Source organism: Proteus myxofaciens ATCC 19692, assembly GCF_001654855.1.
Taxonomy (GTDB): Bacteria; Pseudomonadota; Gammaproteobacteria; order Enterobacterales; family Enterobacteriaceae; genus Proteus; species Proteus myxofaciens.
In genome coordinates this window covers 1-18,916 of record NZ_LXEN01000079.1, presented here as the reverse complement: position 1 = coordinate 18,916, position 18,916 = coordinate 1, and the positions used below count along the sequence as shown (strand labels likewise).

The 18,916-nt window shown below is 35.7% G+C and carries 13 protein-coding genes; 8 read left to right on the top strand and 5 right to left on the bottom strand.

What is annotated here, in order from left to right:
* Positions 1-1,892: insecticidal delta-endotoxin Cry8Ea1 family protein (locus M983_RS08440; RefSeq protein ID WP_245684032.1), on the top strand; the 1,892-nt coding region annotated here is incomplete at its 5' end.
* Between the two features lie 75 nt (positions 1,893-1,967).
* Here M983_RS08440 and M983_RS08435 read toward each other — a convergent pair.
* The 4 genes from M983_RS08435 to M983_RS08420 all read right to left on the bottom strand — a co-directional run bounded on the left by M983_RS08435 (position 1,968) and on the right by M983_RS08420 (position 8,260).
* Positions 1,968-2,768, bottom strand: coding sequence for an energy transducer TonB (locus M983_RS08435; protein WP_066749639.1), 801 nt, complete (start codon positions 2,766-2,768; stop codon positions 1,968-1,970).
* A 23-nt stretch (positions 2,769-2,791) separates the two neighbouring features.
* Positions 2,792-5,854, bottom strand: coding sequence for a TonB-dependent receptor domain-containing protein (locus M983_RS08430; protein WP_066749638.1), 3,063 nt, complete (start codon positions 5,852-5,854; stop codon positions 2,792-2,794).
* A 40-nt stretch (positions 5,855-5,894) separates the two neighbouring features.
* Complete coding sequence (locus M983_RS08425; protein ID WP_066749637.1) at positions 5,895-7,259, bottom strand: surface lipoprotein assembly modifier; 1,365 nt, start codon at positions 7,257-7,259, stop codon at positions 5,895-5,897.
* A gap of 182 nt (positions 7,260-7,441) precedes the next feature.
* The gene (locus M983_RS08420) at positions 7,442-8,260 is read right to left on the bottom strand and encodes a Slam-dependent surface lipoprotein (RefSeq protein WP_066749636.1); all 819 of its coding nucleotides are present in this window, start codon (positions 8,258-8,260) and stop codon (positions 7,442-7,444) included.
* Positions 8,261-9,059: 799 nt separating this feature from the next.
* On the opposite strand from M983_RS08420, the gene umoA reads away from it, so the two are divergent.
* Positions 9,060-9,596, top strand: coding sequence for a UmoA family flagellar biogenesis regulator (gene umoA, locus M983_RS08415; RefSeq protein ID WP_066749635.1), 537 nt, complete (start codon positions 9,060-9,062; stop codon positions 9,594-9,596).
* 271 nt (positions 9,597-9,867) lie between these two features.
* Positions 9,868-10,740, top strand: coding sequence for an ATP-grasp fold amidoligase family protein (locus M983_RS08410; RefSeq protein WP_066749634.1), 873 nt, complete (start codon positions 9,868-9,870; stop codon positions 10,738-10,740).
* A 79-nt stretch (positions 10,741-10,819) separates the two neighbouring features.
* On the opposite strand, the gene fdhD is transcribed toward M983_RS08410, so the two are convergent.
* Positions 10,820-11,650 carry a formate dehydrogenase accessory sulfurtransferase FdhD gene (gene fdhD, locus M983_RS08405; RefSeq protein WP_066749633.1) on the bottom strand — a complete coding sequence of 277 codons (831 nt, stop codon included), beginning with the start codon at positions 11,648-11,650 and terminating at the stop codon, positions 10,820-10,822.
* 177 nt (positions 11,651-11,827) lie between these two features.
* Here fdhD and fdnG point away from each other — a divergent pair, with 177 nt between their 5' ends.
* The 5 genes from fdnG to selA form a co-directional block, all read left to right on the top strand.
* Positions 11,828-14,875 carry a formate dehydrogenase-N subunit alpha gene (fdnG, locus tag M983_RS08395; RefSeq protein WP_157091941.1) on the top strand — a complete coding sequence of 1,016 codons (3,048 nt, stop codon included), beginning with the start codon at positions 11,828-11,830 and terminating at the stop codon, positions 14,873-14,875.
* Between the two features lie 11 nt (positions 14,876-14,886).
* Entirely contained in the window at positions 14,887-15,825 is a 939-nt protein-coding gene (gene fdxH, locus M983_RS08390; RefSeq protein WP_066749630.1) for a formate dehydrogenase subunit beta, read from the top strand.
* Positions 15,822-16,490, top strand: a complete 669-nt coding sequence (fdoI, locus tag M983_RS08385; protein ID WP_066749629.1) for a formate dehydrogenase cytochrome b556 subunit — start codon at positions 15,822-15,824, stop codon at positions 16,488-16,490. The genes fdxH and fdoI overlap by 4 nt, the downstream gene beginning before the upstream one ends.
* Before the next feature lie 203 nt (positions 16,491-16,693).
* The gene (gene fdhE, locus M983_RS08380) at positions 16,694-17,614 is read left to right on the top strand and encodes a formate dehydrogenase accessory protein FdhE (protein ID WP_066749628.1); all 921 of its coding nucleotides are present in this window, start codon (positions 16,694-16,696) and stop codon (positions 17,612-17,614) included.
* Positions 17,615-17,629: 15 nt separating this feature from the next.
* Positions 17,630-18,916, top strand: a 1,287-nt coding sequence (selA, locus tag M983_RS08375; RefSeq protein WP_066749627.1) for an L-seryl-tRNA(Sec) selenium transferase, incomplete at its 3' end; no start/stop codon positions are given.

The following is an 18,916-nucleotide window of genomic DNA, read 5'->3' as shown; positions in this document are numbered from 1 at the left end:
TTGAATATAAGGATTTAAAAGACGGAATGCTGGATATGATAAGTAGAAATAGTAATATATTTCCAACTGTCGTTGATGAATTTAATCATCAAGATCCACTTAATGCACCCATTGTTGTCGGTGAAGTCGTCGTTGGACATATTATTGGCTTAATTCCTATTGTAGGCGGTGTATTATCAAAAATTACATCTGCTCTTTTTGGCTTACTTAATAAAAATTTAAAAGATACGTCACTCGCGAATCAAATTATAGATCATGTTTCTCGTATTATTGACGCCAAAATAACAGACAATAATGTTCAGATAATCAAACTAACAACAGAGGGAATAAGTGACGTTTACAAACTATTTTCAGATACACTTCATAACTATTTAGATCCACAAACAACCTATAGCGAACAACAACTCAAAGATTTACGAGAACAAGTTCTCAATCGTTTTGATGATGTTATTGCAACGATTGTAGCCCAACAACCCATAGTGCTAAATTTAGCACAATCAGCAGGGCTTCCTTTTTATTGCCACTGTTGCGCACTGTTTGTTGCTGCACACTGCGATATATTAACGAATAAAGACAAACTTGAATTAAATAATGATTATTTTAAAAGTAATTTAAAAACACTCAGAGACAATATTGATAAATTTAATACCAGCATTCATAAAGCTATTTATCAACAGATATCAGGCGTATTTAAAGATAATTACAATAAAGCGAATACATTTTTATCGGGAATTTATACTTCGGGGCTTTCATTCTATCAATCATGGGTAAAACGCAGTTTTGAAATAGAGCTAGGAACACCACTTACTCGTTGGAATAGCTTAGAGCTTTATGGCCACGATTACAGTGCTGAAGATAAGCGAAATTATTACGATACCTATTTTGATATGGGTAAAGATATATTGCATAGAATGTCAATGATACAAAGCATCGAAACCTATTCACATATTGATGCAGTTATTCGCATTAAACAAAATTACTTAAGCCCAGAAAAAAAACCTGATAGTTTTCAGTATGAAGGCTGTAAAGGTGTCACCGGTGATAGCCGTGATATATTAAAAACAGAAACCTTCTTTTTACCTGATAGTCAAAAATCTTATTTATCACCAACTCAAATATTACCGTCTGTTCGCTATATTTCTGATACACCTTGGGGTGCATTAAAATATATGGTACTTGATGATGTTAATAACAAAAGTTTTACTGTTGGAGAAGGTAATCGAGATAATAAATATCATCTTAATATTCCGGGATATTGTTTTAATGGCGTTAATCTTTATTCCAGCCGCCATAATGGTAAAGATTGTCGAGATGATTCTGGTGCTTGGTTAACCGAATCTAGCCCAATATTTCGTTTTTATGAAGGTTATGCCTCTCAACCTCTCGAAATAGAAAATCGCCAACCTATAAAACAAAAAAGTTATGAGTTAGATCTCAATCACGGTTTTGATTCTGAATTAAGTAAAGCGCAGTACGGCTATAGTGATGCATTAGTGGGTAAAAATTGTATTTTGCTTAACCAAAATGCTTATTTTTGTTTACCAACAGAAGAAGCACTAGGAAAAAACACTCATCACCAAACCATGACAATTTTACTGCAATGCGCAAACGAAAGTGAACAATCCGTTTCATTATCAGTAAGAACAGGGAATGCAACAAATGGCACCTTAATAGCATCAAGTGAATTTACTCTAGGTCATAGTCAATCTAATATTATTTATAAAGCCATACCATTATTGAATCACCCAATTAGCAAGAACAAAGCTTACTTTTATACTTATCAACTTGAGTTAGAATATAATTTATTAGGAGATAATGAAAAAAACCTCTATTTCCACTGTTATTTTTCAAAACCTAATACCTTATTATCAGATATCACGGTTCTTTTCTAATTAGAAAATAGAAAAGAAAAAATAATTTAATAAAAGAACACTTAACTGTTTATTTATAAGTGTTCTTTTTATTTGTTATTCATGTAGTTTAAAATTAAGTGTGACTACCAATGGATTTTGTAAATTATCAGGCTTAGGACCGATAGGTTTTACTCTTTTTAGTGCAGCTATTGCGGCATTATCTAATGATGAAATAGATGACGAGCGCTCAACAGCAATTTGTGAAATTTTTCCGTCTGGTGTTAATATAAAACGCATAACAACATTCCCTTCTTGCCTCATTCTTTTTGCCTGAGTGGGATAACGTTTATATTTTTCAATTTCTCGACGTAATGCACTGATATATTCATTTTCAAATTCACCCTTCCCAATACCTTTTTCACTTAACGCTTGTGAACGGCCTGCCTGAGAGCTAGCAAGATGAGATGAAAGATTTTCTGAAGATGCTGACGATGTCGTTTGTGCTATTTTACTCTCAGTTATTTCCTTTTTAGGTGGTATAGGTTTTTCTATTACTTTCTTTTTTATTTCTTTTTTTTCAATTATTGTTTTTTGTGGTATTGGCTTTTCAACAGGTGATAATGTTTTTTTCTTTACCTCAATCCATTTTCCCATTTCTGATATGGGCAATACAATGGGGGATTTTTGTAGTTGATTTTCCACAAGAGGCTCTAACATTACCGTTTGTTGTTGAGGCCGTGAAAAAGCGATTTGATAAACCGATAATATCTCTTTTTGAAATTGCGTAATAGAATGAGCGCTTTCTGTTAGTTTAATAAGATGTAATCCCCAACTTAACAATGAAAAATAGCCAAAGAAAATAGCAATTAGCCAATAATTAAACGTAGTCGGTTGCCTAACAGAAAGCGTTATCATAAATAAATTCCTTTATCTTTTGATTAAAATTGTGCCGTAATACCAAACTTTATTGTGCGCCCTGGTGCTGGCATACCTGAACGCGTTAATGGGTCGATGTAATATTCATCAAGTAAATTACTTCCCACAATTTCAAAAGATAGATTCGGATTATATTGATAATTTAAATAGGCATCGACGGTAAAGACCTTTGCCCAACGCATTGGATTATTATTCTGACCAAAGTAAGTTTGTGGTAATTTTTCTTTTAACCATTTTTCATCTTTATTTTCTACCTCAGAAGAATAAAGCCAACGGCTACCTATTTCTAACGTATCATTTAACCACCGCGTGCCAATATGGAAATTAACAGAATATTTAGGCTGAATAGACGTTCGTAAAAAACCACCGGGGTATCCCCCTGTCATGCATTGTTTAGCACCTAAAAGCCCTGCAAAATCAATAAACCGAAAAGCATTTTCATCACAAACTAAATTCTTATGGCTATAGACCAAGGCGGTATCGATAAAAAGAAAGCCATTATCAAAACGTGCCTGTAATTCAGCACCCGATAATATTTGCTTTTCTAATTGGACTATTTGCCAATTGTGGTCCCTATCAAATACATTCTCAATATGCGTATTAAAATAATTAAGTTTAATATCAGCATGGCGTTGTGCATTCAGCCACTGAGATAAATCAAGTACAACACCTAGCTCTGTGCTTTTTGCGCGCTCTGGTTTTAGTTTAAAGCCATAATAATTGGCTTTTGAACCAGAAAAACCACTGGTATCTTCAAATAATGTCGGTAAACGTAATTGCTCTGTATAGCGACCATAAAACCTCAACATATCATTCGCGTAAACTGTTGCAGAAATTAACGGTGACCATGCTTTATGCTGATAAGCAGGCTCTTCTTGGTAAGGGTCTTTATTGGTTTCATCAATGTAAATTTCCTGACCTTTCGACATAGGGATCATTTCATATTTATAAACCTGCTCTCCCGTCATGGGGTTAATTGTTTTTTCATTAAGATCAATATAACCATTAAGTAAAATATTTTTACTCGCAGGAAGCTGTCCATGTTCATTATATAACCATGCGGTAGCTTCAAGCTTCATCGGTATTTTTTTTGGTGATTTTATTTGTAAGTTCCCTTGGGCATCACGAATATAATCATCAAACATCATTTCTATCTGATGCGTTTTTATTTCAGGGCGATTTAAAATAGCGTTTCTTTCTTCGGGTGAGAGTTTTTCATATTCAGGATAAATAAATTTAATTGTTCTAAAATCTCGTATTTTTTGCGTTATTTCCGGGTCAATGCGAAAGCGTTTTAATTCATCCGGTAATGTCTCAACATCAATAAGATAAATAGCACGATAATAAAGATATTCTTGTGGTGTTAATACACGCTTATAATTAACAACATACCCTCTTATTGGGGTTCTTTTTTTATAAGCCTCAACTTTATTTCGGCGTTTTTCATTTAAATAATCATCACTTAAGCGATAGTATTGATATTTACCACCAACACTGACAGATAACCAATTAAGCGGTTTCCAATCTGTAGATAAAGCAAGGCTTAATTCATGACGTTTACCACTGCGCCCACCAGTAACAAATGGATTAAACCATGTTGATGAATCAATTTCTGAATTTGATAACTGCTCATATTGGTAATTTCCAGTAAATGAGGCTGAAAAATACGGCGATAATTGAACAGTAGAGGAGATATCAGTCCCATAACGATTATTATCTTGATAAAGAGAGGCGGTATCGATAAAGCTAGTATCTGTATTATAAGACCACTGAGTATTACGGTTTCTATAATAGTCTATATTTTTAGGCTCCCTTGGTTTACCGCCTCGTGTATTCGTATGCCCTGAGGTTAAATTACCCCAAAAACGCAAAAGCAAATCTTTTTTATTATCTTCGGGTTTCCATTGGTAAGTTAATGCGCCAACATGTTGTGTAATATCAGCTAAAGGCCATTGATTAACGACATTTTTATTATAGCGAACCCAATTTAATCGAGAGGGCATAATATCGCCAAATAAAAGATTGGTGTATCGATAATTCATTGAAAAACGGTGTGTAGCTTGAGGAAAAAGTGTGCCTTTAACCAAAGAAGAGCGATTACGGCTTGAGGTATTAGAGACTTCATTATTGGGTCGATAGATATGAGCAATAAAGGGTAAATAAGGCTCGAAATTTCGTTTACCATCCCCCACAAATATTGATTTTAATGTATCTTTATCTGATTCTTTATATTTGTTTGCATTTCTTTTACCTGCTATATAATTTCCTTTTTCCCGTAATGCATAAGCAAATAAAAGGTTAAATTTTTCTTTTTCAAAACCAACACCTAAACGTAATGAGTAATCTTTAAAACGGGTTATTTTTTGCTTTTGTGGTGTTATTTCTAAAGCAGGATCAATAATAAAAGCGCCATCTTGAAAAAATTTGGGATAATTACGATATTCTTCTACCATATTAGTATAAATACGTTTATAGCGTGTTGTATTATTACTAATATCCCCTTTAAGATTAATACCAAAAGACTCACCAATAGGCACAATATCACGAATATCTAATGTCTTTATCGCAATACCGCCACCTATTCCTGTTTTCATATCGGGTGTAAACGAGGGGCCTTTTTCAATATAAATACTGCTGATTAAGTTTGAATCAATATAATTTCGGTTAGAAGCACCACTATAACCACGATATACCGTAATCGCTTGCTCTGTGCCATCAACCGTAACAGGAATGCGCCCTTGCCCTTGTATTCCACGAATATTAGGATCAATCGCGCCACCATTACGTGCATCACCACTATAGACACCTATGGCACTTTTTAATAAATCCGCAGGCGAAACACCTTGATAACGTTCTAATAATTCTTTACCTAAATAGATATTAGCCACATCTTTTTCATAAACTTGAGCATAACCTTGTTTATCTTTTTCTTTATTATCTGAAATTTGAATATGACCTAAATCTGTTTTTTTCTCATCGGCATAAACCACGTAATGTAAGGGTAATAGTGTAAATGAAACAAATAAAGATACTAAATTTCGTTTCCGAAAAAATATTGAGTACATTATTCTACCTATTTATTAATAATGAAAGTTATTTATTTAATTAAAATGTTTTTTCCAATTTAAATAACACTTCATGTTGATGATAATGATATAACCAGCTTACATTGCTTAAATTTCGGGTATAACGTAATTCAGCCATTGGATAAAATCCCCATATAATGGGGGCTTTTCTTTTTATTTTTGTTGTAAAGATAATTTCAGTATCTTCTCTTTTTTTCTGTAAAAATGGATTGTAATAATTAAAACGTTTAACGTGATAATGTAAAAAAAATGAGATATCCCATGTGGAATTTAATAAATAGTCGACACCTGTTTTTATACCATAACGGTGATAGTTTAATAAATGATTTTTTTTACGATTTATTTGATATGTTATTTGATTTATTAACAGTAATTGATTATTAATTTTATATTTATAATTAACAGATTGTGATAATTCATTATCGTTTAAATTAATAAATTCTTTTCGATATTTTTTTATTTTATAGTCACCATGAATATTAATAACATGATTTTTATTTAAAAACTTAATAAATGAATATCCGCCTCCCCATAATTGATATTCTAATTTGGAATAATGAGCTTTCATTTCATACAATGAGGAAAGTGACCATTGATAGTGAGAAGCACGATAATGATAATGAAACTGTGCATAAAAAAGGTGATGACTCGCTTGAGTATAAGAAGGGTAGTCGATTATTTTTGCACTAATATAACTCGAAAGCTTATGTGCTGGTGTTATAAAATAAGGTTGATAATAAGAAAAGAAATGGGCGTAACCCCGTGAACGGGTTGGTTTAGCACTTTTTCTAGTTACCTTTACTCCCCTTTTTTTAGAAATCACATCTTCAGTGCGATAAGAGGCCTGATTAACATTATCATTGTAGATAATGCTCATTTGATAAATGCGCAGGCCTTGAAAATAAGTAGAGATCTTATTTTCATAATAATGAATAGATTGTAAAACAGCAGGAGATAAATCAGCAAATTGCTTTAATTCATTTAAGGCTCTTTGGGCTTTTTTATAATCCTTTTGTTGGATATAAAGCTGAATAATCCCCGTTTTAGCGGGAATAAAGTCAGGTTTATCCTTGAGTTGTTGCTGATAATAGTATTCACTTTGTAAAAAATTACCATTAACTTGGGAAAGTAACGCATTGGCATAATTAACAAGAAGCGTTTCATGTAAGTGAATTTGCTGATATTGCTGTAATAATTGTTCTGCCTCTTGCCAATATTGTTGTTGTAACGCGTGGTATAAAGCAGCACCGATATCTGAGCGCTGTTTATTAATAAAATGGGGGGTGATTTCTTGTTCGATTAATGATTGGCTAATACTTGTTATTGGAAATAAAAGACTGTTTACAATAACAAGTAATTGGCTTATCTTCCAAAAAGAACTCATGGTATTCCCTTATTATAAATTCCGATCTATTTCCTTTAATCGGTTTCTTTTCCATAAAAAAAAACAGATAATCCTATCTCAGATTATCTGTTGCTAATGATTAGCTAATAACCACTAATATTACTATTAAAATAGTATGAGTTTATGGATTTATTATTAACAATAATCCTTTAATCATATTATTAGCTTGCATCCGTGCTTGATGTTGCTTCACTTTCTTGTGCTGATTCATCAATTTCTTCTATTTCACTGCTGTTTTTTACACCACCAAATCCGATATCTTTGGTATGGTCACTACTAAATACCATCATACCTGCTAATGCTTGTGCTTCTTCACCAAAGAAGGCACCTTCAACTTCTCCTGTTATTTCCCCTTCTTTCGCAGTGGCTGATAGGGTAACTTCATTATTAGCATGATAGAGATTACCACTTTCTAAAGTAATCGTGCGGTCACTATTAGAAAGAGAACCTTCGATTTTTTTCTGTGAAAAATCAACATCAAAAGTACCCGTCAGCAAGTTATTACCATTATATTGGCTAATACCCGTTACCGAATAGGAAGCATTATCTGTTGGTAGTGTGGTTGTTACATCTTTACCTATATAATAGGTTTGATGTGTTGCATCAGTCACAGATGAGGTTTGCGCCCAATCCCCAAAATAGACATTTGCATCAGTTATTTTAGCAAAGTGAAAAACCCCCATATTTCGATGGCTTCGAGGCGTATTTTCATTTGCTTCAATGGTATAAATCCCCTTCTCATCTGCTGTTGAATGAGAAACTATTGATGCAAAGCCAATTTTTGTACCACGATATACACTACTGACCCCAACACCTGGCTCACCACCAGCCGTTGCATGTGGACCTCGACTAATAGAATCACTTCCACCTATCTTCAAGGTTGTTGATGGACCACTTTGCTTAAAGTGAATTTCAGCCTGTGCCATATTTGCACTAAATAATACGATTAATATGGATGTTAATTTACTGAGTTTCATCATAACAATATCCTTATCATTTATTGAATGAGGATAGTCTATATTATTTATAGATTATCCATGTTTATGGAATATATATTATATTCTCATTTCACTAGGCAGACATGCTGTGAAATATTTGTCTTCCCCTTCGAAATTAAATTTAAAACCAGTTACCTTTATTGTAAATAACTATTTTTAATAACTTAGATTTTAATTAACCACACTTAAGTTAATGAGATTATTTTAATTTAATGTTTTAATTTGAATTTTTATTTAAAAACGTTAAAAAAAAGCTATTTATAAATATTTATTTTTGTGATTTAGATCACAATCCCTTATTTAAATTACTTTAATTATCAATTAAATAAACGGAAAGCTAATATTTAAACATCCAATTTAAAAATTAATAATTAATAATTTAACAGCACTAAATTAATTTTTATTAGTTAATAATTTATTTATTTCTTTAGAAATAATTTTAATAACGGGATCACGATCTTTATTTTGAATGCAATTATTCTAAATAATACTTATACCCCATAATGTATATAGTCCATTCAAAGGTAGTCGCGTTATTCTTTTTTATTTCAAATCAATTGTACACTTTTCGGTACAAGCGCCAAACTTAACCCAGTAACAACTAACGCAAGTTGCAATTGGCTATCTTGTTTTTGTTTAAAATATATTCAGTTGTTTTTCTTTTTTAATCAATTTTTTGAATGAAACAAGATAACCGCTAGAAATAACCGCGTTATATACCGTTGTTTCACGGAACAAATTCTTTATTTATTGGCATCATAATGAGAATAAAGGAGTCCTTATGTCAGCAAAATCCCTCGTTATATTTTTTTTTCTATTAGGAATATCTTGCTTGTGTCAGGCAGGAAATGGGTTGGTAGATAGAACGTGGGCAGCTTCTGGTATGGATACTCATAGTTATCGCCAAGCATTAAGACAACCAACAATAGGCTCGCGTTATACTCTTTTTAATATCACCCCTGATATGCCTATTCCTGGCGGCACAAGTCCTTTAGAACCTCAAGGTATTCGCTATATTGCGATGAAATATGGCCCTTATGGTCAACCTGAGCACTACAAAACCTATAAAATTATGTTTTCTCATTATTCCACCACCAGTACAAAAAAAATACGCTATCTAGGTGAACTGTATACTGTTGTTGGCGATATTTATTTAATTGATCCTTTTGCAACAACCAATGAATGGGAACGTGGACGTAGCCAAATTGTTGAAGAATATTATGAAATATTAGATGCTCATGGCAATAGAACAGGTAAAGGATTACGTTTTCATAATTGGGATAGACCGATTAATGTCACTAAATGGTCGTCTGATTAGCTGATTTATAATTAATATATTCTTAAGCAATTATATTTTTATTAATTATCTCTTAATGTCAAAAATCCTCTCTTATTTTAAAATTAGTTATGGCTATTAACTTATCGCCATCTTTCATTTTTATAAATATCGATAATAAATAAAATAAAAATCTCTATTAATCACTTACCGATAACTCACTTATCTACAAATTAATTAATTCTTAATTTTTGGAAACATTTTAATAAAAATTATTTTATTTTACTTAAACATTTAGAATACACATTGGCTTATGAAAATTATAGAATATTATTTCAAACAATTACGTACGATTTTATTACCTGATAGTGTTTATTTAAAAAATAAATTTATTCGTAACTTAGGCTATCAACCTTGTTTTTCTACACCAACATCATTAAATGAAAAAATTAATGCGCGAATGCTATTTGATAGAAACCCTATCTATACCCGTTTAGCCGATAAGATTAAAGTAAGAGAATATGTTACTGAAAAAATAGGGGCTCAATACCTTGTGCCTATTGTGCATCAATATTCTCATCCAAATGAAATAGACCTTAATCTATTACCTGAGCGTTTCGTTTTAAAATGTAATCATGATAGTGGCAGTACCATTATTTGCCTTGATAAAAAAACATTTGATCTTGAAACAGCAAAAAAGAAATTACTTTTTCATTTAAAGCGTAATCTTTACTATGTCACTCGTGAATGGCACTACAAACATATTAAATCACAGATTATTTGTGAAGAGTATATCGATCTCTTTGATACATATTGCCCAATGATACCAACAACATGCCGTATTCATTGTTTTCATGGGAAACCTCATTACGCTGAAATTGATATTTCAGATGCAAAGGGAGAGGAATATATCAATGTTTACGATACAAATTGGCAATTGCAACCTTTTACGTTAGAAGACCCCAATACTCCAGAATTTGTTCAAAAGCCAAAACAGTTTGAAAAAATGTTAAAGTTGGCAACGGCACTTGCTGATAATTTTGTTTATTGTCGTGTTGATTTCTTAATGTCTGAACATGAATTACTCTTTAGCGAAATAACCTTTACGCCCAACGCAGGGCGCATTCCTATCAAGCCTCAAGAGTGGGATTATAAACTCGGTCAATTATGGTCATATACCTCTTAGTTTTTTAATTTAATAACTCTTTTTCTTATTATTCTAAAAAATATGACATAAGTGAGAAAGTATTGCCTATTTTGCCTTTTTAATTAGTGAGTCGTTGTGGATGAGTAAATATTGTCGCTCTTCCACGACGGCAAAATCCCACTAATGTCACATTATATTTATTAGCCACTTCAACGGCTAAAGAAGTTGCTGCCGATACGGCAAAGACAATTTCAACACCACACATTGCAGATTTCTGTACCATTTCATAACTTGCACGACTAGAGACTAATACAGCGCCGTTATGCCAACTCTCTTTGGCTTTCATGCCTAATAATTTATCAAGTGCCACATGTCGTCCTACATCTTCACAACCACCTTGCATTTGTCCTTCTGGTGAAAGCCAAACAGCAGCATGCGTACAACCTGTTAATTCACCGATTTCTTGAACTGATTTCATCTGATCTAAACCATTATCAAGATGAGAAAGAGAGAATGTTTGCGTAAAAGGTAATGGCGCAATGGGACGAAAAATCTCTTCGAGTTGCTCTGTTCCACAAATACCACATCCAGTACGCCCAGCCATACTACGACGGCGTTCTTTTAATCCCATAAAACGTCGACTGGATAATTCAATTTGTACTTCAATACCCCCATGGCAACTTTCGACTATCTCAATACCACGAATTTCGTTAGAAGATTCGATAATCCCTTCTGATAATGAGAAGCCAATAGCGAATAATTCTAAATTTTTAGGGCTAGCCATCATAACGACGTGAGAAATTCCGTTGTAAACTAATGCAACAGGTACTTCGAGTGCAATATAGTCGCGTTCTTCATGTCCAAGTGTGCCTTTGTGTTGCACAATTGTTTGATCTACGCCAATGTTCACACGTTTAGTTAACAATTCTTTCGATTTTGTTTCATCCATTAGATGAATTCCTAAATTTATTAATACATAATAACAGTATGGGTAAAACGATTTTACACTACCTATCAGGCAATGAACCTGATCCTATTAAGGATAGTAGGAATAAAAAACAATTAGCTCCATTTTCTTGATGAAAATCAGAGTCAGTAAAAGCAATGTTTGATGAGGAGAGACCCCATGCAGGTCAGCAGAAGACAGTTCTTTAAGATCTGTGCTGGCGGTATGGCAGGTACTACGGCGGCTGCGCTAGGTTTTGCACCTGCAGTTGCGTTAGCTGGTTCACGTCAGTATAAATTACTACGTGCACGCGAAACCCGCAATACCTGTACGTACTGTTCTGTCGGTTGCGGACTATTAATGTATAGTCTGGGCGATGGCGCGAAAAACGCGAAAGAAACCATATTCCATATAGAGGGTGACCCTGATCATCCAGTAAACCGTGGTGCACTATGCCCTAAAGGTGCTGGTTTAGTGGATTTTGTTCACAGTAAAGGGCGCTTACAACAACCTGAATATCGAGCACCCGGCTCGAATAAATGGGAGCCGTTGTCATGGGATGAAACATTTAATCGTATTGCACGATTAATCAAGAAAGACCGTGATGCCAATTTCCAAAAATTCAATAAAGAAGGTGTTGAAGTCAACCGTTGGTTAACAACGGGGATGCTTTGCGCTTCAGCGGCGAGTAATGAAACAGGTTTTCTAACTCAAAAATTCTCGCGCGCTCTTGGAATGTTAGCAGTCGATAACCAAGCACGTGTCTGACACGGACCAACGGTAGCAAGTCTTGCTCCATCATTTGGTCGCGGTGCGATGACCAACCACTGGGTTGACATGAAAAATGCCAATCTTATCGTCGTTATGGGCGGTAATGCGGCTGAAGCTCACCCTGTCGGTTTCCGCTGGGCTATGGAAGCTAAAATCCATAATAAAGCGAAATTAATTGTTATTGATCCACGCTTCACACGTACTGCGTCTGTCGCAGACTTCTACACGCCTATTCGCTCTGGTACTGATATTACGTTCTTATCGGGTGTGATTTTATATCTGCTTGAAAATAAAAAATATCAAAAAGAATACGTAGAAGCCTATACCAACGCAAGTTTGATTGTGCGTGAAGACTATCATTTTGATGATGGCTTATTCAGCGGTTACGATCCTGAAAAACGTCAATATGATAAAACCACCTGGAACTACGAAATGGATGAAAATGGTTTCGCAAAACGCGATACCACATTACAACATCCTCGTTGTGTCTGGAATCTGTTAAAAGACCATGTCAGTCGTTATACTCCTGATGTCGTTACTCAGATTTGTGGTACACCAAAAGAAGATTTCTTACAAGTTTGTGAATATATCGCCGAAACAGCAGCGAAAGATAAAACAGCCTCTTTCTTGTATGCGTTAGGTTGGACACAACACACCGTTGGTGCTCAAAACATTCGTACCATGGCAATGATCCAGTTACTGTTAGGTAATATGGGTATGGCGGGTGGCGGTGTTAACGCACTACGTGGTCACTCCAATATTCAAGGGTTAACTGACCTTGGCTTGTTATCACAAAGTTTACCTGGCTATATGACGCTGCCATCTGAAAAGCAGACTTCATTAGAGACTTACTTAGCGGCGAATACGCCAAAAGCGACAGTACCAGGACAAGTTAACTACTGGGGCAATTACCCTAAATTCTTCGTAAGTTTAATGAAGACATTTTATGGAGATAATGCTCAGCGTGATAACGATTGGGGCTTCTCACTGTTACCTAAGTGGGATAAAGGCTACGACGTTTTACAATATTTCGAGATGATGGATAAAGGTGAAGTTAATGGTTACCTTTGCCAAGGTTTTAATCCTTTAGCCTCATTCCCAAATAAAAACAAGGTGGCTCGCTCACTTTCTAAGCTCAAATTCCTTGTCACTATGGATCCCCTAGATACAGAAACAGCGTGTTTCTGGCAAAATCATGGTGAAGAGAATGATGTAAAAACAGAAGACATTCAGACAGAAGTTTTCCGTCTGCCAACTTGCTGTTTTGCTGAAGAAAATGGTTCAATCGTTAACTCTGGTCGTTGGTTACAATGGCACTGGAAAGGTGCTGATGCCCCAGGTATCGCGATTAGTGATGGTGAGATTTTATCGGGTATTTTCCATCGTTTACGCCAGCTTTATAAAGAAGAAGGCGGTGCAATGCCTGAACAGGTATTGAACATGACATGGGATTATTTTGACCCTGATAATCCAACACCAGAAGAAGTTGCTCAAGAAAGTAATGGTAAAGCACTGGTCGATTTAAAAGATGCTGATGGCAATGTTATTGTGCCAAAAGGTCAACAACTTAGCTCGTTTGCTCAGTTACGCGATGATGGTACAACAGCAAGTGGTTGTTGGATCTTTGCAGGTAGCTGGACACCTGCGGGTAACCAAATGGCAAACCGTGATAACTCAGACCCATCAGGTTTAGGTAATACATTAGGTTGGGCGTGGTCATGGCCACTTAACCGCCGTATTCTTTATAACCGCGCATCGGCTGATCCACAAGGTAAACCATGGGATAAACACCGTACACTGATTGAATGGAATGGTAGCAAATGGACAGGTATTGATGTTCCTGACTATAGCAATGCGCCACCAGATTCAGGTGTAGGACCATTTATCATGCAACCTGAAGGTATGGGACGTCTCTTTGCGATTGATAAAATGGCAGAAGGACCATTCCCTGAGCACTATGAGCCTATTGAAACGCCATTAGGTACAAATCCGTTACATCCTAATGTTGTTTCTAACCCAGCAGCTCGTGTCTTTAAAGACGATTGGGAACAAATGGGTAAAGCCGATGAGTTCCCTTATGTTGGTACAACTTATCGTCTAACAGAGCACTTTCACTTCTGGACTAAACATGCGCTGTTAAATGCCATTATTCAGCCTCAACAATTTATCGAAATTGGTGATCGTTTAGCTAAAGAGAAAGGCATTGCTCATGGTGATACCGTTAAAGTCAGTTCAAAACGTGGTTATATCAAGGCAAAAGCCGTGGTAACTAAACGTATTAGAACGCTTGATGTTGATGGTCGTAAAGTGGACACCATTGGTATTCCTATTCACTGGGGCTTTAAAGGTGTTGCTGTGAAGGGCTTTATCGCCAATACGTTAACGCCATTTGTGGGTGATGCGAATACACAAACGCCTGAATTTAAAGCATTCCTTGTTAATGTGGAAAAGGTGTAAGGAGATAAATTATGTCACTGCAATCTCAAGACATTATTCGTCGCTCTGCTACCAATTCCCTTACTCCCGCACCTCAAGTGCGGGATTTCAAGGAAGAAGTAGCAAAGCTTATCGACGTAACAACCTGTATAGGCTGTAAAGCCTGTCAGGTTGCTTGTTCTGAATGGAACGATATTCGCGATAAAATTGGTACTAACGTGGGTGTTTACGATAACCCAACTGATTTAACAGCAAAATCATGGACAGTAATGCGTTTCTCTGAAGTTGAAGAGAATGGCAAGTTCGAATGGTTAATTCGTAAAGATGGTTGTATGCATTGCGCTGATCCTGGTTGCTTAAAAGCGTGTCCTGCAGAAGGTGCCATTATTCAATACGCTAATGGTATTGTCGACTTCCAATCTGAGCACTGTATCGGTTGTGGTTACTGTATTGCAGGTTGTCCTTTCAATGTGCCTCGCATCAATGAAGAAGATAACCGTGCTTACAAATGTACATTATGTGTTGACCGTGTTGAAGTAGGCCAAGAGCCTGCATGTGTGAAAACCTGTCCTACTGGTGCGATTCATTTTGGTTCTAAAGAATCCATGATAAATCTTGCTAATGAACGTGTCTCTGAGCTACAGACTCGTGGTTATGAAAAAGCAGGTTTATATGATCCACAAGGTGTAGGTGGAACTCACGTTATGTATGTTCTTCATCATGCTGATAAGCCTAACTTGTATCACGGATTACCAGAAAACCCAGAAATTAGCTCTACAGTTAAATTCTGGAAAGGGATCTGGAAACCACTGGCTGCTGTTGGTTTTGCTGCCACATTTGCGGGTGCTATCTTCCACTACTTAGGTGTTGGTCCTAACCGCACTAATGAAGAAGATGAAGAAGAAGCACTAAAAGAGATGGAAGCATCTTCTAAAACAGAGACTTCAGTGAAGAAAGAGGAGCATAAATGATGAAGAAGAAAAGTGATAAAATTCTTCGACACACCGCTTCTGAGCGAATTAATCACTGGGTAGTGGTGATTGTCTTTATTTTCACTGCATTCAGTGGATTGGGCTTTTTCTTCCCTTCTCTGAATTGGTTTATGAATGTCTTAGGAACGCCTCAACTTGCACGATTACTGCATCCATTTGTGGGTAGCGTGATGGCATTTCTCTTTATCTTTATGTTTTTCAGATATTTAAAACATAACTTTATTGATAAAGATGATTTAGTTTGGGCTAAAAATATTCATAAAGTCCTGAAAAATGAAGAAGCAGGTGATATTGGTCACTATAACTTAGGACAGAAAGGCATCTACTGGACATTAAGTCTTAGCCTTATTCTGCTCACAGTGAGTGGTATTATCATTTGGCGTCCTTATTTTGCTGATTATTTTTCTATTCCCGTTATTCGTATCGCATTGTTAGTACACTCATTGTCTGCAATCTTACTTATTATTACGGTTCTCGTTCATGCTTATGCTGCATTTTGGGTTAAAGGCTCAATTCGTAGTATGGTTGAAGGCTGGGTAACACGTGGTTGGGCTAAAAAGCACCATCCACGCTGGTATCGTGAAGTCTTAGAAGAAGAGAAAAAAGAAGCAGAAGAAGCCGAAAAGCAGTCCAAGAAAAAGTAGTTAATGGCTAATGTCTGAAAAAACGGAGGCTGTAATTAGCCTCCGTTTTCTATTTTATTTACAGATAAAAGCACATAAATAAACAACAAATCACTGAGTCATTATCCACTGTCATGGTGTCTAAGCTATTTTTGATTTATTCTGAAATTAAATACAGTGGATAACACGCAGTAAAATTAATGATGATAGGAAGATAGAACGTTATGAGTATTCGCATCGTTCCTAAAGAACAATTAGGCACAGAACCCTCAGAAAAAAGCATTAGCTTTATTCCACCGGTATTATTTCCTAATTTGAAAAATCTTTACCAACGTCGTGCTACACGTTTTCAAACACTGGCAAAAGATAACCCATTTGCCGATTACCTTGAATTTGCCGCTGAGATTGCACAAGCACAAGAAAAAGCACTACATGATAATCCATTAGAATTAGATTTAGCGCCATTACTCAGCCAAAAAGCAGGTATTGCACCTTTAGATAGAAAAACGTTTCAACGCAGTAATCATTGGCATGCATTATTAACATCAATTATTGCTGAATTACGTCCTGTTGTACCTGAAAATGCCAAAGTCACCTTAGAAAATCTCTCTAAAGCTTCTGAAAATGAATTAGAAGAGATGGCAACCGCATTACTTAATGATGAATATTCAAAAGTATCTGCTGATAAATCAGTCTTTATTTGGGCAGCATTATCACTTTACTGGGCACAATTAGCCTCTAATATTCCAGGTAAAGCGAAAACTGAATATGGTGAAAATCGTCAATTTTGCCCTGTCTGTAACAGCATGCCTGTCGCCAGTATGGTACAGATTGGTACAACACAAGGTTTACGTTATTTACACTGTAATTTATGTGAAACACAGTGGCATGTTGTTCGTATAAAGTGCACTAACTGTGAACTCACAGGCAAATTAAATTACTGGTCATTAGATGACGAAAATGCCGCAGTTAAAGCCGAAAGTTGTGGTGATTGTGGTAGCTATTTAAAAATTTTATATCAAGAAAAAGATGCTAATGTCGATGCTGTTGCTGACGATCTTGCTTCAATTATTCTTGATGCAAAAATGGAAGAAGAAGGCTTTGCTCGCAGTAGTATTAACCCTTACATGTTCCCAAATGAATAATAATTAGGCATTAACATGATAAATGATACGCGCTCTCTTTATAGTCAATTACCCTCTGTCGATAAATTATTGCATCAAGCTGATATCTCATCGCTTGTTGATAGTTATGGTCAAACATTTATCGCTGAGCATTTACGAAAGCTACAAGAAGAAGCGCGTATTCATATTCGTGAGAAAAATGATTTACCTCAATGGCATAACAATTGGGCTTGTGCATTAAAAGCACAAATTAAAAACCAACAAAGTCATGCTATTAAACCTGTTTTTAATTTAACAGGTACGGTATTACATACTAATTTAGGTCGCGCTTTAATCGCAGAATCTGCAATAGATGCGGTAAGCCAAGTCATGCGATCACCTGCGACGCTAGAATATTCTCTTGATGGCGCATCTAGAGGACATCGTGATCGCGCTGTGGCTGATTTATTGTGTGAGTTAACAGGCGCTGAAGATGCATGTATTGTTAATAATAATGCAGCAGCTGTTTTATTAATGTTAGCCACTGTTGCACCGCAAAAAGAAGTCGTGGTTTCACGTGGTGAACTTGTTGAAATTGGTGGTGCATTCCGCATTCCTGATGTCATGATACAAGCAGGCTGTAGCTTAAAAGAAGTCGGCACAACCAATCGCACACATTTAAAAGATTATCGTAACGCAATCAACGAAAATACTGGCTTGTTAATGAAAGTTCACACCAGTAATTATGCTATTCAAGGTTTTACAGCTGAAGTAGAAGGTAAAGAGTTAGCCGCATTAGGTAAAGAAAATAATATTCCAACAGCTATCGATTTAGGTAGTGGCTCAATGACCGATTTATCCCTTTTAGGCTTACCTGCTGAACCCATGCCCCATGATTACCTTCAACAAGGTATCGATTTAGTCACTTTTTCGGGTGATAAATTATTAGGTGGGCCACAAGCAGGGATTATTTTAGGTAAAAAATCTTGGATAGAGGCGATTCAACGTCATCCACTCAAGCGTGCATTACGCGTTGATAAAATGACATTAGCCGCATTAAATGCAACACTTCGCCTTTATCAACAACCTGAGAAAATGGCTATTGAGATACCAACATTGCGCTTATTAACTCGGCCACAAGCAGAAATTCATGATATGGCGCAACGGTTATTACCTCATTTTCAGGCATATTACGGTGAAAATTACACTATCAAGATATCGACATGTGCTTCACAAATTGGTAGTGGCTCATTACCTATCGAAAGTTTACCTAGCGTTGCTATCACGTTTGAAGCCAAAGAGGGTAAAGGTAGTCAATTAGACGCATTAGCCACACATTGGCGT

What these genes read in the sequence shown, in the direction of transcription:
- M983_RS08435 (WP_066749639.1), bottom strand. Translation starts at nt 2,768, where the DNA reads ATGATAACGCTTTCTGTTAGGCAACCGACTACGTTTAATTATTGGCTA.
- M983_RS08430 (WP_066749638.1), bottom strand. Translation starts at nt 5,854, where the DNA reads ATGTACTCAATATTTTTTCGGAAACGAAATTTAGTATCTTTATTTGTT.
- M983_RS08425 (WP_066749637.1), bottom strand. Translation starts at nt 7,259, where the DNA reads ATGAGTTCTTTTTGGAAGATAAGCCAATTACTTGTTATTGTAAACAGT.
- M983_RS08420 (WP_066749636.1), bottom strand. Translation starts at nt 8,260, where the DNA reads ATGATGAAACTCAGTAAATTAACATCCATATTAATCGTATTATTTAGT.
- umoA (WP_066749635.1), top strand. Translation starts at nt 9,060, where the DNA reads ATGTCAGCAAAATCCCTCGTTATATTTTTTTTTCTATTAGGAATATCT.
- M983_RS08410 (WP_066749634.1), top strand. Translation starts at nt 9,868, where the DNA reads ATGAAAATTATAGAATATTATTTCAAACAATTACGTACGATTTTATTA.
- fdhD (WP_066749633.1), bottom strand. Translation starts at nt 11,650, where the DNA reads ATGGATGAAACAAAATCGAAAGAATTGTTAACTAAACGTGTGAACATT.
- fdxH (WP_066749630.1), top strand. Translation starts at nt 14,887, where the DNA reads ATGTCACTGCAATCTCAAGACATTATTCGTCGCTCTGCTACCAATTCC.
- fdoI (WP_066749629.1), top strand. Translation starts at nt 15,822, where the DNA reads ATGATGAAGAAGAAAAGTGATAAAATTCTTCGACACACCGCTTCTGAG.
- fdhE (WP_066749628.1), top strand. Translation starts at nt 16,694, where the DNA reads ATGAGTATTCGCATCGTTCCTAAAGAACAATTAGGCACAGAACCCTCA.